Here is a 14,293-nt window from a genome sequence, read left to right as displayed (position 1 = left end):
TAAACGCGGATATTTTAGGTTTTCTTATCACAATAAGAATAGCGATTATGACGGATAAGCACCTTGCTCTGCCGTCATATCAAAAATCATGTAAGGGAAAAAGCACATGCCTAATAAGTCAAATAGACAAAAACTAGCGACCGCATTACTGGCAGCGTTGCCAATGTTTGCCATTGTTGGGGCGGCTGCCAGTCTCAGCGGTTGCGGTTTTCAGCTACGCGGTTATGATACGCCCATGCTGTTTGATGTGGCAAAAACAGCGGTGATTATCGAAGACAATCGCACGTCATTTCCACTGAAGTTACCACTCACAAGACATCTAGAGGCACTAGGCGTTGACGTCATTGATAACATGACCTTGGCTGATGTCGCTAATAACAACCAAAAGGTTGGCGCTGAAACCATCGCTGCGATTACCGTCAACAACTTACGTTTTAAGCGTTATGAGCTGGTCGGCGTATTAACAGAAATTCGCTTGGTGATATCAGCGGATGTCAGCTATCAAAGCATAGATAACGGTAAGCCTGTGACGCTCAGCAATCCAATTCAGATTGAGCGTAGCTATCAGTATAACGAAGCCTCAGTGAGCACCGACGATCAGCAAGGCGATCAAATTCGTGAATGGCTCTATGACAGTTTAGCAAGACGTATCACCGATCAATATGTCGCGATTGCCCTGCCAAAGGTGACACCTGCCAGCGCCACTACTTCTGCACAAATCGGTAAAGGTACAGGCGCTACGGCGATTCTTGTGCCCAAACCTTGATATAGCTCAAGTATAGCTTAGCAATTTTTTAGCTTTGCTTTTTTATTCATAACTTTGTGTATGTCAGCCTTTATGCAAGATACTTTTATACAAGCTTATCCAAAGCTACAGCAATCCGCAGTTGCTGTAGCAGGCTTGTGGCTGTCACATGGTGATGAGCCATTACTCAGTCAATGGCTTGTTGATGCACTGCGACCGCATTGGCGTGCGCAAAACTATGCCATTAAGCGTATAGAATTGATATCAGTTAAGAGCTGGCAAGAAGTATTGTCAGAGCTTGGTAGCCAGTCTTTATTTGATGATGCCAGTGCCTTGATTGTCACAGGCAATCATAAGCCTGATAAGGCAGTCATTACGGAACTTGAACGCTTTGCACAGGATGCTCAAGCAGGTAGCCACGGTCATAGCTTATTATGGTTGACCCCAAAACAAGACAAACGCGCTCAGAGCAGCAAATGGTTTGCGCCATTTGCGCAATATGGTCATGTCATCGACTGCAATTTGTATAATGAGCAGCAGCGTCAGCAGTTATTACAGATACAAGCGCAGCAGTTTGGCTTAACGCTATCGCAAGATGCTTGGCAGCTACTGATGTCACATACCGAACATCATTTGCTCAGTGCCTATCAAACCTTATGGCGCTTATCTTATCTGTTTGCCCCGCAGCTCATGGCAAATAATAATGTCGCTACTCAAGAAAATAGTAATTCTAGCTCGCCCTTGTCACAGGTCGCCTTAGACATTACAGACTTGCAAGCGGCATTGGTCAGCGATGCGCAGTTCAGTGTCTTTGATTTGTCCGATGCAATGCTTTCTGGCAATAGCGCCCAAGTTGCCAAAATTATATTTCAGCTCAAAGCCACGGATGAGCCAACAACCTTGGTTTTATGGGCTATTAGTAAAGATATGCGGCAAATCATGCAATTAATGGACGGACAAGATCCGCAAGCGCTAGGTATTTGGCGCAGTAAACAAGGCTTATATCAGCAAGCTTGTCGTCGTCAATCAAAAGCGCAAACAGCCGCGTGGCCTGCGCTGCTTTATCGCTGTGATCAGGCGATAAAAGGGCTTATCATCCAACCAGCATGGGAGTTGTTATTGCAGGCCGCGCTTGAATTAACAGGTAAGCGTTTGTTCCCTACTAAATAACCAAAGTTATGAATTCTTAGTTAGTTATTTATCATTCAATAATCAATAATATCTCTAATAACGATAGTATTTCTTAACCTGCTTTTTCATCGATAGACTTCCTGCACAAATCCAAATAGCCTCTGCAAAACCTGCCTCAACATCGCTTCTTAACCTTTCGCAAACTAACTCCCATTCCCTTTTGTCCATCGAGCCTCTATTATAGTTACATTTACAGTTATACTTGATTTCCTTGTTATTGGATTGTCGTCATGCGCAAAATCAGCAAAAACTCTGCTATTAAATGGGGCATTATTGCCCTCGTCATCATCGCTTTTGGGTTTTTAGCCTATAAAACATTTAAGCCAAAAGAAGTGATGCCAAATTATCTGACAGCAACCGCTGAGATTGGTGATATCGAAAATAACGTCATGGCATCGGGTAAAGTTAAAGCACTTAATACTGTCGATGTTGGTGCGCAGGTTTCTGGTGAAGTGACGCGGCTATTCGTTGAAGTCGGTGATGAAGTGCAAAAAGGCGATTTGATTGCACAGATTGACCAAGTAACGCAAAAGAACAGTTTAAGTAATGAGCAAGCGAGCCTTGAGCAAAGTGAAGCGGGTCTGCAAAGTGCACGTGCTGAGTCATTAAGTCGTCAAGCAGGTTTAAAAAGCGCACAAGCAGATCTTGTAAGCCGTCAAGCTGAGTTAAGACAAGCCCAAGCAGATTTTTCACGCTTGCAAGGCTTACTCGCTATCGACGCGATATCACAGCAGGATTATGATACACAGGGGACAAAGGTACAAACCGCACAGGCAGCAGTCGCCAATGCGCGTGCCGCTATCGATACGGCTAAAGCTGCTATTGCCACTAGTGCCGCGAATATTAACAGTCAGCAGGCAGCGTTACGTAAGTCTCAGACCAACGTCAGTACTGCGCAAGAAGATTTAAGCTATACCACCATTCGGGCACCGATGTCAGGCACCGTCGTATCTGTGACCACTGAGCAAGGGACGACGGTCAACGCCAATCAAACAGCGCCAACCATTGTGACATTAGCGGATTTATCTACCGTGCGCATCAATGCACAAATCTCTGAAGCTGACGTCATTAACGTCAAAGCAGGCTTGCCGGTTTATTTTAATATCATCGGCAATCCCGACCGAAAATATGATGCTACCCTTAAAGCCATTGAACCGGCTCCTGAAAAGATTAGTGATACCAGCTCTACCGATGCTGCCATTTATTATGTCGGTTATATCGAAGTGCCCAATACCGAGCGCCGCTTTCGTATCGATATGACCGCGCAAGTTTATATTGTCATTAATCAAGCAAAAGACGCGCTACTTATCCCTTCTGCCGCACTGCAACCTGCCGGTAAAACTGGAAAATCTAAAAATTCAAAAAATGTGACTACTAAGAATACTACGGCAAATGCTGACAGTGATTCTGGCACAACTATGGCGAATGTCCGCGTTCTTAAAGATGATGGCACAGTGGTTGAGCAAGCCGTCACAGTCGGTATCAATAACCGCGTCAATGCGGAGATATTGAGTGGTCTTAAAAAAGGTGACGAGGTTATCTTAAGCGAAGAAGAACCTGATAGTGGCAGTAAAGGCGGCGGTGGTAAAGGCGGTCGACCGTTCTAGCACCAATTACAGACTCAAACATAACAAGATTCAAATGACATTCAAACGAGCGAAAAATCAGCTTTGATATTGATTGAGATAAGCAGGATAGTAAATGAGCAGCCAAGACCTTTATGCTAACGCCGCCACTGGTAAGCCTTTGATGCAAGTCAAAGGCTTGATCAGAGAGTTTAAAGCCGGCGAGCAGACCATTCGTGTATTGCACGATATCAATCTAACCATCCATCAAGGTGAGATGGTGGCTATCATTGGGCAATCAGGCTCAGGTAAGTCAACTTTGATGAATATCTTAGGCTGCTTAGATCAAGCGACTGCCGGCGATTATCAAGTATTTGGTCAATCTGTGAATCGCTTAGCTCCTGATGAGCTGGCAAAACTGCGCCGTGAGCACTTTGGTTTTATTTTTCAACGTTACCATTTATTGGGTGATATCAGTGCCCGTGATAATGTCTCTGTGCCTGCCGTCTATGCAGGGATGGATGGTCAAGCACGCAATGAGCGTGCCGAAAAGCTCTTATCAGACTTGGGACTGGCGGACAAAGTCAATAATCGCCCAAGCCAGCTATCAGGCGGTCAGCAGCAGCGTGTGTCCATCGCAAGAGCGCTGATGAATGGTGGTGACATCATCTTAGCGGATGAGCCAACAGGCGCGCTAGATAGCAAGTCTGGCAAAGATGTCGTACAAATCTTAAAAGACTTAAATGCGCAAGGTCATACCATTATTATGGTGACGCATGACCCGAGTCTTGCTGCCCAAGCTGAGCGCGTGATTGAAATCAAAGACGGTTATATCATTGCCGATTATAAAAACGACAACTATCAGCGCCCAGCCGCACAATCTACTTCGATAATAGACGAACACCGTAAGAGCGCTTTTGGCAGCTTTATCGACCGCTTGTTTGAAGCGTTTAAAATGTCCTTGCTTGCCATGCGGGCCCACAAAATGCGTACCCTACTGACCATGCTAGGGATCATCATTGGTATCGCCTCTGTGGTGTCAGTCGTTGGACTCGGTAAAGGCTCACAAGAGCAGATATTGTCCAATATCAGCTCACTAGGTACCAATACCATCACCGTCACTGACGGCTACCCTTACGGCGATCCTAGACGCCAGTACAATGATAACAACTTGACCCCACAAGACGCTCAAGCGATTGCTGATCAGCCTTATGTGCTCAGTGTCAGCCCGCAGCTCAATAGCAATATGAGCGTGCGTTATCGTAATGTCCAAGAAGCCGCGAGCATCAGCGGCGTTGGTAAAGATTATCTCGATGTCAGCGGCGAAACACTAGCAATGGGACAAGGATTTGATGAACAAAGTATCTTACGCCGTACCCAAGATATTATTATCGACAGCAATGCGCATAAGACCTTTTTTCCTACTACAGCAAACCCTATCGGTGAGGTGCTATTGATAGGTAGCGTCCCTGGGCGCGTAATTGGCGTTTTAGAGCCAAACGAGGGCGGCTTTAGTAGAAGTGTCGACTCCCCTACTTTATATATGCCCTATACCACCATGATGTCACGGCTCATAGGCAGCACTTATATCGAAAGCTTTGTGGCGCTGATTGACAATAATATCTCCTCTTCTGCCGCTGAGTCTGCTATCTCAGATCTGATGAAAAGCCGTCACGGTACCGATGACTTTCGCATACGTAATTCTGACTCTATCCGTCAAACCATTGAATCTACAACGGCAGCACTGACCTTGCTGATATCCTCTATCGCCATTATCTCGCTCATCGTAGGTGGTATTGGCGTCATGAATATCATGCTGGTATCCGTGACCGAGCGCACCAATGAGATTGGCGTACGTATGGCAGTCGGCGCCCGTCAAAGCGATATCATGCAGCAGTTTTTGATAGAAGCTATTTTGGTTTGTATTTTAGGGGGATTGTTAGGTATTGGACTGGCATTTGCCATCGGTGAGCTGATTAACCGTGTCGGCGGCGATAGCTTTAAAGTCATTTATTCATCAACGTCCATTATTGCCGCCTTTGTCTGCTCAACGCTGATTGGCGTGATTTTTGGCTTTTTACCAGCACGTAATGCAGCCAAACTTGACCCTGTAGAAGCACTCTCTAGAGATTAATAGGATTTTAAGCAAAAAGTTTAAAACACTCTCTTCAAAGTAAAAAATGGAGCGCGATAAGAATTTACTTGATAAACAAATCCGCATTAAATTTAAAAATTCCTCATTATTAAACAAGATTTTTCACTTTTTTGCTTATTCGGGGTTGTATTTGTCTTAATTATATATATAATGTGCTCTCACGTTTAGAGATACAAATTGTCTAAATATGAGACAAGTTTGATGGCTCTTTTGATATTGATCAGTCGATAAATAAAGAAGTTAAGCTTACAGACATTTTTTAGATGTCTAGTTTTAATAAATCTCCCTTTAAGGAAATTTATCTTGCAGAGCTAAAAAAGCAGTGCTTTTTTTATACGCTCTTCAGGGCCGATAGCTCAGTTGGTAGAGCAGTTGACTTTTAATCAATTGGTCCCGCGTTCGAGTCGCGGTCGGCCCACCATATTTAGTATTATCCTTGTTAGGTATGCTGCCCTATCCGGTAGTGGCGTAATAAGTTTAAAGACATCCTTTTTGATGTCTAGTTTTAATAAATTTCCCTTTAAGGAAATTTATCTTGCGAAGCTAAAATTGTCATGCAATTTTTTAACGCTTCTCAGGGCCGATAGCTCAGTTGGTAGAGCAGTTGACTTTTAATCAATTGGTCCCGCGTTCGAGTCGCGGTCGGCCCACCATATTTAGAAAAGCCCACTCATTTAATGATTGGGCTTTTTTTTGTCTATACTGTTTGATGTAGTCGATTCAATTTAAAAAGAACACAGTAGTGCTGGGATAAATTTTGCGAAGCCTCTGGAGTGCGAAGCGCACAGCAAGCGAGAGAAATTTATCCCAGCATCATGCTATTCTGAGCGTAACTCTTTTATATTGAACTCACTATAGCTACTTAGTTAAGGGGTATTCACCCTTTTACGAGCAAACTTAACTTGTGAAAAAATGAGTTTAAAACCATTTTTTAGCGTTGTTTTGCGTGGTTCGTTTGGTGTCCATTTTATCAATCTTTCAAAGTCTTCATCGCTGATTTCAGCTCTTTTGCCGTGCGCTAGTAACAACATAGTTGGTTGCAGTGCTTTAACTTTGTTTAATGATGCACGGTAAGCATCAGGTAACGTAATCAAATAAGGCGACACAAATTTATTTTTGATGAGTAATATCAGATCTGCTGTATACGCCTGCTTGCTTTGCGGATGCCATAAAGATAAGTCTCGATCGGTATGCCCTGGCGTCTCCAAGACAATCCAATCTTCAAAGTTCGGCACACGGTCGCCATCTTGTACGTTGATATCTGCTTTTAAAATAGGGTTGTACCAGACATTGGTGATCGATTTACCTTGGCGACTGGCGACATAATAGGTCAACCCCAAATCATTTAGATGGGCTACTCTTCCCCAAATACCATGATACCAAGGTTTGTCAGACATCGCAGTGACTATTTGACAGCCAGTTTTTTGTTGCAATAATTTAGCACCGCCCGCATGATCCGGATGCATATGCGTGACCATCACTGTCTTAAGTTGCTCGACCGGACGTTTTAAGGTATCGGTAATATAGGCTAAAATTTTATCGACATCACATCGACATCCCGAATCTAACAATAGCAACTTGTCAGGATAAACCGCCATGTACGTTGTCTGGATATATCCCTCTACCGCAACGATATCTACTAAACTCATAACATCCCTTTAGCTAATATAACGATTATATTAGCGACTTATAAATATCCATATATGAAAGTAAAGATACCTTCAACCAGCTTATTTATTGCCGTCTTCTTCATTTTATTAAGCAATATATTCTGTCATTATAACGTTCAATATGGGTTTATGAGTAATATTCAGTGAACGCTTGTGACTAAAAACTATTCAGATCAAAAAATAAGACATTCCCATAAAAAAACCCAGCACAGTGGCTGAGTTCTTTATTAGCGATTTAAATACAAATACATTGAGCCAAGTTAAGCCAAGTCGCGAACCTTTGGCTCACGCTCCCATAGACGCGATTTGGCATTTTCAATAAAAACGTCCACATCAGATAATGGCGTGACGAACGCATCTTTTTCAATCGGTAGCTTACTTAAGATGAACTCATCTGTCGCCCCGCAATAAGAAATCGCTTTACAGTGCACATAAGCGTCTGTGAACCAGTCTAACGTGGCACTGTCTTTAGCCAGCTTTTTAGCTTGGTCTGGCATAATGATACTAACCACGGCATCAAACATTACGGACGGACCCCCTGCTACGCGCTCATCAGCTTGTATGATGGTATCATCGTCCAATTTGACTTCTTTATTCGGTGCAATAATTTTGACACTGGCACCTTGCGCTTGCGCCGCCTTTTCGTATTTTTCTATTTCACTATGCTTTGAGCCTTCTGCCACCAAAATACCAATCATGCGACCCTTTAAGCTCTTAGGGGACAGACCAATCGTTCGTACCGCAGGAGAGACTTCCATATCTTGGATAGGTGCGGCCGCTTCAGCAGCTTCTGGCAGCTCCATACCCAGCGCTTTTGCTACACGACTTGCCAAATCTTCATCGATATTACGGAGATGGCTAAGCGTGCGACTGCGGACATGCGCCGTATCTACTTTACCAAGCTCAAAAGCATAGGCTGAGGCAATGTGTGCTTGCTCAACTGTCGTTTGGCTACGATAGAACATACGCGGCTGACTATAATGATCGGCGAAGCTCTCAGCGCGCACGCGACCTTTGACACCATCATCTAACGTCTCAGAAAAAGACGCAAAGCCTTTCTTCACACTCTCACGCGGGCGCGTTGGATCAAGACTTTGTGGCTCATAAAGCACGCGCGTTTTTGGCACTTGCATCTGCATATGACCATCTTGCTGATTATTAGCAAACGGACATTTGGGTGCATTGATAGGAATTTGTGCAAAGTTCGGTGAGCCTAAGCGCGACAACTGAGTGTCCAAGTAGCTGAACAGACGACCTTGCAGTAATGGATCATTACTAAAATCGATACCCGGCGGTACATGCGATGGACAAAATGCCACTTGCTCTGTTTCAGCAAAGAAATTATCAGGATAACGATTTAGCACCATTTTACCAACGATTTTGACGGGCACCATTTCTTCTGGAATCAGCTTGGTCGCATCTAAATGGTCGAACGGAAATTCATTGGCTTCTTCTTCTGTGAATAATTGCACGCCAAATTCCCATTCAGGGAAATCACCGTTATTAATCGATTCAAACAAGTCGCGGCGATGATAATCAGGATCGGCACCAGAGATTTTTACCGCTTCATCCCATGTCGTTGATTGTACACCGAGCACTGGTTTCCAGTGGAAGCGCATAAAGGTACTTTTGCCGTCTTTATTAATTAGGCGATAACTGTGAATACCAAAACCTTCGATCATGCGTAAGCTACGCGGTATACCGCGATCACTCATCAACCAAATGACGTTGTGCATGGTTTCAGGACTTAATGATACAAAGTCCCAAAAGGTATCATGAGCGGACGCCGCTTGCGGAAAACCGCGATCCGGCTCAGGTTTGACCGCATGGACAAGGTCTGGAAATTTCATCGCATCTTGGATAAAGAAAATGGGCATATCATTACCCACCAAATCCCAGTTACCTTCTTCGGTATAAACTTTTACTGAAAAGCCACGGACATCACGTGGCGTATCTTTTGAGCCTTTGCTACCAGCAACCGTCGAAAAACGGGTAAATAGTGGGGTTTGCTTACCGGTTTCAGTTAAAATTTTCGCCGTGGTATATTCTGCTAGAGATTCGGTCAGTTCGAAATACCCGTGTGCGGCACTACCGCGTGCATGCACAATACGCTCAGGAATACGCTCATGGTCAAAGTGATGTATTTTTTCACGTAAGACAAAATCCTCAAGTAGCGTCGGTCCGCGCGGTCCTGCTTTGAGTGAGTTTTGATTGTCCGAAATTGGCACACCCTGCTGGGTAGTCAATACTTTGGTATCGTCACTGGCACGCTGATGGGTTTCACCACCATTGCCACGTTCCATATTCATATCTTTAGCGGGGTCGGTATGATCAATATTCTTATTCATAAAATATCCTAGCTAGCTGATGAGTAAAAATGGGTTATCAATAGGCCACTTACATAAGCGCTGACACAGTTTTTATATCCGTAGAGATAATGGCAACTTCAAATGTTCGTTTTTTTTCTGTGTGGTAGCACGGTTAAGGATAAAAATTGACTCAAGCACTCTTGAGATAGCAATGATGAGATCAACAATTATCTTACTCAAAAATCTTGCTCAGGTATGTCAACTATATGGTTAAGCGTGTTGATATTTGGTTAAGAGAAATAGGCATTAGTTAAGCTTACAAACGATTTCAACGCCTATTATTTTTAACAATATAGCGTTGTCATGTCATTATTCTTTGCGCTATTCTGTAATAGATGTCTGCTCATTAGGGTTCAAAGGGTAGATTGATTTTGAAATACACTATTTTTCACTGCTATTTTTTCACTGACATAATGAGGCTCCCTATGACATTTCCATTGACATTTAATTCTACTGAATCTCCTAAGCGCTACGGCGAAAAGTTATTGTACAGCGCATCTGTAGGCTTAACAGCACTACTACTTAGCCAAACTGCTGCAGCCATTACGACTAAAAACATCACTTATACGGTAGACAACCAAGCATACGAAGGCTATTACGCCAAAGCCGACAAAGCGAATGCGCCGTTTATATTACTGATTCATGATTGGGATGGGCTAACCGACTATGAGCGTAAGCGCGCTGATATGTTGGCAAGTGAGGGCTATAACGTACTGGCTGCTGATATGTTTGGGCAAGGCATTCGCCCGACGACTATAGAAGACAATAAACGCTTAACCGCAGCATTATATGACGATCGCAGCAAAATGCGCCGCTTGCTACAAGGCGCATTGAACGCCGGTCAAGCGCAAGGTAATGATGCACGCACAGGCGTGACGATGGGCTATTGTTTTGGTGGTACAGTTGCTTTAGAGCTAGCACGCTCAGGATTCCCGCAAAAAGCGTTTGTCCCTTTCCACGGTGCCTTTGATACCCCAATAGGCCAAAGTTATGATAAGACGACTGGCGAAATACTGGTATTTCATGGCTCTGCGGATGAATCCGTCTCCCTTGAAAGCTTTGCCACTTTGGGTAAGACGTTAGAAGCGGCAAAAGTACCACATGAGATGGTCACTTATAGTGGTGCGCCACATGCCTTTAGTGTGTTCGGCAGCGATAGATATGATGCTCGCGCTGATGAGCGTTCTTGGAAACGTTATTTGGATTTTTTAGCAGAAGCCTATAAATAATTTGACTGTATATAATTTAAATATAGTAAATTCAGTATTAAAATGATATAGCGGGACGGGAATAAATTTTTCGCAGCCTCTGTCGGCGTAGACACAGCACGCAAGAAGAATTTATTCCAGTTCCGCGTTGCAATATAACCCATCTTTTTTATTTGGGATCAATTATAGATATAAAAAAAGACCTCTCAATCAAGATCTTATAACGATCGATTAAGAGGTCTTTTTATGCCAAAGATTCGTTATCTAATTTTTTGAAATACCAATAGCTGGTTATTAGCGGGCATCGCATATTTATCAGACAGTTTTAGCATATGCGTATTTGCCAACGCTATTATGTCTTCTAAATGACGAATACCGCTCTTTGGGTCGCGTTGTTGCAGACTGATATCAAATTGCTGATTACCCACGCTGGTATAATCACCGTTCTCATTGAATGGTCCATAAATGATCAATTTTCCATTGATAGGTAAAGCATTACCCACTAACTCAAACAATTTTTGCACCAAAGACCATGAGATGATATGTAGGGTATTAGCAGTAAATACCACATCGTAGGGCTGATTGCTAGCAAGACTCATCGGTAATGAATCGACTGCCAAATCAAAAGCCATCGGTGCATATAGATTGGGCGCAGGATAAGCAGTATGCCAAGCATTGATAATGGCATGATGGGCTAACACGTCACTAGTCTGCCATGTTAAATGGGTCAATCTTGGTGCAAAATAAACACTATGCTGACCCGTTCCTGAGCCAATTTCTAACACATGCAAAGAGTCTTTCAATTCTTTTTGTAAAACTTCCAAAATCGGCTGTTTATTGTTCTTACACGCTTGAGAAAACGGTAAGGTTGAAGCGTCAAAGAGATGATTACTTGTTGCGCTGTCTTTATTCATAGCTTCTTCTTTTCTCTTTCATCTGGCAATTAATATCCCGAACAGCTGATAAATAAATTACTAATAAATACCCGCCTCTACCCCAGCTGCCAGCGTCATCGCCAGCTCTTCGATTTGCTCAGTAAATGCCTCTTGCCAATCACCTTGTAAAATCAGCGCTTCTTGAACCCATTCCCAACGCAGTCCAGTGGTAATGGTCTTTATAGCAAGCTTAGTACCTGTACCATCATGACCGGCTCGAATATAAAGTGCAAAAGGCATACCCTGCTTCTCTTCTAACACCGGATAATAACAGCGATCGAAAAAGTCTTTGGTCAGTCCTGCCATATAAGCCAAATTTTCAGTTGTCCCTAATAACAGCGCGTCAGCCGCGAGCACATCTGCAGGCTGGGTATCTTGTGGTAATTTTAATATGACATTAATGTCTATATCGGGATGATTGGCACTATCATAAGCCGCTTGTGCCAATTTTTTGGTATTAGGCGATGGCGCATGCGCGACGATAAGTAAGGTTTTGCTAGTCATCTCAATCATCCTTATAGAGGTCACTGGTTTTTGGAATTTATCGTCAATTCTTGGATGATATCAGTATGGATGCTTTTCGCAACCGGACACGTGAGCGCGGTGTTATAGAATATCTTTTGCGTGTTGTCATCTAACTCTTGATTAAAAGTAATGGCAATATGCACTTCACTAACGCGTCTTGGGTCAGTAGCCATAACTTTGGTCACTTCAGCCGTAGTGCCTGCTATATCGATATCCATATCACGAGCTTTAATACCGATAATGGTCAACATACAACTGGCTAGACTGGTGGCCAATAAATCAGTCGGTGAAAAGGCTTCCCCCTTGCCTTGATTATCTGTTGGGGCATCGGTAATGATTTCATTGTTTGATTGTAAGTGGATGGCAGTAGTACGCAAGTCGCCTTGGTAAGTTACTTTTGAAGTTGTCATATGATTCTCTTTTTGATTATTATAGGGTTCTCTTTCTTCGAAAAATATAATAGCTCATTGATAGAATATAGGTATCAAAGATATTGTTGGTTAAAGTACAAATTTTAGAGAAAAAATTTATACTTTAACGTAGCACTTTGCGTCGTAAAATAGCTGGCTAAAATTTACAAGGAACGAGTAAACTGTTAGGCATTATACATTTTGATGACAAAGTAACACATTGAATAGCACATATTTCTTCCTAAACGAACAAATTCTTCTTGACTGAAACCAAGAGGAATATGGGCGCCGTTACTAATAAAAGTAAAAACTGAGGAAAGTGCATCTTCATCTTTTTGATCTATAAAACCGCATACTTTCAAGTGTCCCAATGAAGGTCCCCATGTGTTGCCACTTCTTGTTGTGGTAAAGCCTTTGTCTAGTGCAATTTCTCTTATAAGAGTTTCAAGAGCAATACGAATATTTGTAAGGCTACCATTATAGTCTGGCTTTACTTTAATGAAATCATCTGCAGAGGCTTTTACAGCAAGTTTTATATCTTCTTTATTCTGTAAAGTAGAGCTATCTAATTCTTTTAATAATGCGTCTTCAACTGGTTCATGTCCTACGAAGTTTGGATCCAGTGCTATGATAGATTCATTCTCTACTAAGTAACCATCGAGTAATAATGATTTCTGCATAACTGAATACTGATCATCGAATTTGTACTTCGGAGACGTTTGATTTCTTAACGTTCTATTTGTTTGAATAACCTCTATTAATAAATCAGATAAAACGGAATCTTTACCAGAGATGATTTCATTACTAATACTAACAGGAGAAGAAACCGATTGTGGATCAAAACCAAGTTTATCGAACAACTGATAAACTATCGGGCGTTCTATAACACTCAAAAATTGAGCCAATGAAAACTTAGTTCTTCTAGAAACTAGCATACAACTCCTAACTCTTAACAATTTATTATCATACAAATTTAGCACTAATACCTCAAATCATCAATCTCTACTAGAATTAATGACAAGCAAAAACAATACTATAAATATTCTTGGTTATTCTTTAAACCAGGCACGCAAACAAAACCCCCTCACACTTTCGCGTAAGGGGGATTTTCAGGAATAGAGAGCTGACGATGACCTACTCTCACATGGGCGAACCACACTACCATTGGCGCGACGATGTTTCACTTCTGAGTTCGAGAAGGGATCAGGTGGTTCCATCGTGCTATTGTCGTCAGCAAAGGGGGTTAGATATGAGTCTGTTATTATTGTTTTGACTATAAGTGTTTAATTTATGGTCGACCAACTTATAACCTAACTGAATCAAGGTTAAAGGTGATATCGAAATATTATATTCTAAAGCTTTCGCTTTACAAGATAGATTAATTAGAGCTTTCATACAAACCACTTGGGTGTTGTATGGTCAAGCCAAACGAGCAATTAGTACAGGTTAGCTACATGCATCGCTGCACTTCCACACCCTGCCTATCAACGTCGTAGTCTTCAACGGCTCTTTAGGGAAAT

General features: G+C 42.5%; 11 protein-coding genes, 2 tRNA genes and 2 rRNA genes. 7 read left to right on the top strand and 8 right to left on the bottom strand.

Going from position 1 to position 14,293, the window contains the following annotated elements; genetic code table 11:
- Positions 1 to 106: 106 nt before the first annotated feature.
- From JMW90_RS04160 to JMW90_RS04135, 6 genes are all read left to right on the top strand, one after another.
- On the top strand, positions 107 to 766 hold the full coding sequence (locus JMW90_RS04160) for an LPS-assembly lipoprotein LptE (protein WP_201561837.1): 660 nt from the start codon (positions 107 to 109) through the stop codon (positions 764 to 766).
- 72 nt (positions 767 to 838) lie between these two features.
- Positions 839 to 1,915, top strand: a complete 1,077-nt coding sequence (gene holA, locus JMW90_RS04155) for a DNA polymerase III subunit delta (RefSeq protein ID WP_201561836.1) — start codon at positions 839 to 841, stop codon at positions 1,913 to 1,915.
- Between the two features lie 251 nt (positions 1,916 to 2,166).
- On the top strand, positions 2,167 to 3,543 hold the full coding sequence (locus JMW90_RS04150) for a permuted SH3 domain-containing protein (RefSeq protein ID WP_201561835.1): 1,377 nt from the start codon (positions 2,167 to 2,169) through the stop codon (positions 3,541 to 3,543).
- Positions 3,544 to 3,637: 94 nt separating this feature from the next.
- Positions 3,638 to 5,635, top strand: a complete 1,998-nt coding sequence (locus JMW90_RS04145) for a MacB family efflux pump subunit (protein ID WP_201561834.1) — start codon at positions 3,638 to 3,640, stop codon at positions 5,633 to 5,635.
- Between the two features lie 366 nt (positions 5,636 to 6,001).
- Positions 6,002 to 6,077 (top strand) — tRNA-Lys (locus tag JMW90_RS04140).
- A 156-nt stretch (positions 6,078 to 6,233) separates the two neighbouring features.
- Positions 6,234 to 6,309 (top strand) — tRNA-Lys (locus JMW90_RS04135).
- Between the two features lie 213 nt (positions 6,310 to 6,522).
- Here the strand turns inward: JMW90_RS04135 and JMW90_RS04130 are convergent.
- Complete coding sequence (locus tag JMW90_RS04130) at positions 6,523 to 7,305, bottom strand: MBL fold metallo-hydrolase (protein WP_201561833.1); 783 nt, start codon at positions 7,303 to 7,305, stop codon at positions 6,523 to 6,525.
- 281 nt (positions 7,306 to 7,586) lie between these two features.
- Positions 7,587 to 9,674: a catalase gene (locus tag JMW90_RS04125; protein WP_201561832.1), complete on the bottom strand. Its 2,088-nt coding sequence runs from the start codon at positions 9,672 to 9,674 to the stop codon at positions 7,587 to 7,589.
- A gap of 446 nt (positions 9,675 to 10,120) precedes the next feature.
- Between JMW90_RS04125 and JMW90_RS04120 the strand changes: the two genes are divergently transcribed.
- Entirely contained in the window at positions 10,121 to 10,924 is an 804-nt protein-coding gene (locus JMW90_RS04120) for a dienelactone hydrolase family protein (RefSeq protein ID WP_201561831.1), read from the top strand.
- A 239-nt stretch (positions 10,925 to 11,163) separates the two neighbouring features.
- Here the strand turns inward: JMW90_RS04120 and JMW90_RS04115 are convergent, their stop codons facing one another.
- The 6 genes from JMW90_RS04115 to JMW90_RS04090 all read right to left on the bottom strand — a co-directional run.
- Positions 11,164 to 11,817 carry a DUF938 domain-containing protein gene (locus tag JMW90_RS04115; protein WP_201561830.1) on the bottom strand — a complete coding sequence of 218 codons (654 nt, stop codon included), beginning with the start codon at positions 11,815 to 11,817 and terminating at the stop codon, positions 11,164 to 11,166.
- A 60-nt stretch (positions 11,818 to 11,877) separates the two neighbouring features.
- The gene (locus JMW90_RS04110; protein ID WP_201561829.1) at positions 11,878 to 12,342 is read right to left on the bottom strand and encodes a flavodoxin family protein; all 465 of its coding nucleotides are present in this window, start codon (positions 12,340 to 12,342) and stop codon (positions 11,878 to 11,880) included.
- A 20-nt stretch (positions 12,343 to 12,362) separates the two neighbouring features.
- Positions 12,363 to 12,773: an OsmC family protein gene (locus JMW90_RS04105; protein WP_201561828.1), complete on the bottom strand. Its 411-nt coding sequence runs from the start codon at positions 12,771 to 12,773 to the stop codon at positions 12,363 to 12,365.
- A gap of 185 nt (positions 12,774 to 12,958) precedes the next feature.
- The gene (locus JMW90_RS04100; RefSeq protein WP_201561827.1) at positions 12,959 to 13,708 is read right to left on the bottom strand and encodes a hypothetical protein; all 750 of its coding nucleotides are present in this window, start codon (positions 13,706 to 13,708) and stop codon (positions 12,959 to 12,961) included.
- A gap of 186 nt (positions 13,709 to 13,894) precedes the next feature.
- Positions 13,895 to 14,008: ribosomal RNA gene (rrf, locus tag JMW90_RS04095) — 5S ribosomal RNA — on the bottom strand.
- A gap of 180 nt (positions 14,009 to 14,188) precedes the next feature.
- Positions 14,189 to 14,293, bottom strand: a 23S ribosomal RNA gene (locus JMW90_RS04090); the annotation flags it as partial.

The sequence above is a fragment of the Psychrobacter glacincola genome (assembly GCF_904846215.1).
GTDB lineage: Bacteria > Pseudomonadota > Gammaproteobacteria > Pseudomonadales > Moraxellaceae > Psychrobacter > Psychrobacter glacincola.
Note: the sequence above shows the minus strand (reverse complement) of the source record. Positions and strands in the feature narration are given on the sequence as shown.

Coding starts and splice junctions, on each gene's coding strand:
- JMW90_RS04160 (WP_201561837.1), top strand. CDS start 107: ATGCCTAATAAGTCAAATAGACAAAAACTAGCGACCGCATTACTGGCA.
- holA (WP_201561836.1), top strand. CDS start 839: ATGCAAGATACTTTTATACAAGCTTATCCAAAGCTACAGCAATCCGCA.
- JMW90_RS04150 (WP_201561835.1), top strand. CDS start 2,167: ATGCGCAAAATCAGCAAAAACTCTGCTATTAAATGGGGCATTATTGCC.
- JMW90_RS04145 (WP_201561834.1), top strand. CDS start 3,638: ATGAGCAGCCAAGACCTTTATGCTAACGCCGCCACTGGTAAGCCTTTG.
- JMW90_RS04130 (WP_201561833.1), bottom strand. CDS start 7,305: ATGAGTTTAGTAGATATCGTTGCGGTAGAGGGATATATCCAGACAACG.
- JMW90_RS04125 (WP_201561832.1), bottom strand. CDS start 9,674: ATGAATAAGAATATTGATCATACCGACCCCGCTAAAGATATGAATATG.
- JMW90_RS04120 (WP_201561831.1), top strand. CDS start 10,121: ATGACATTTCCATTGACATTTAATTCTACTGAATCTCCTAAGCGCTAC.
- JMW90_RS04115 (WP_201561830.1), bottom strand. CDS start 11,817: ATGAATAAAGACAGCGCAACAAGTAATCATCTCTTTGACGCTTCAACC.
- JMW90_RS04110 (WP_201561829.1), bottom strand. CDS start 12,342: ATGACTAGCAAAACCTTACTTATCGTCGCGCATGCGCCATCGCCTAAT.
- JMW90_RS04105 (WP_201561828.1), bottom strand. CDS start 12,773: ATGACAACTTCAAAAGTAACTTACCAAGGCGACTTGCGTACTACTGCC.
- JMW90_RS04100 (WP_201561827.1), bottom strand. CDS start 13,708: ATGCTAGTTTCTAGAAGAACTAAGTTTTCATTGGCTCAATTTTTGAGT.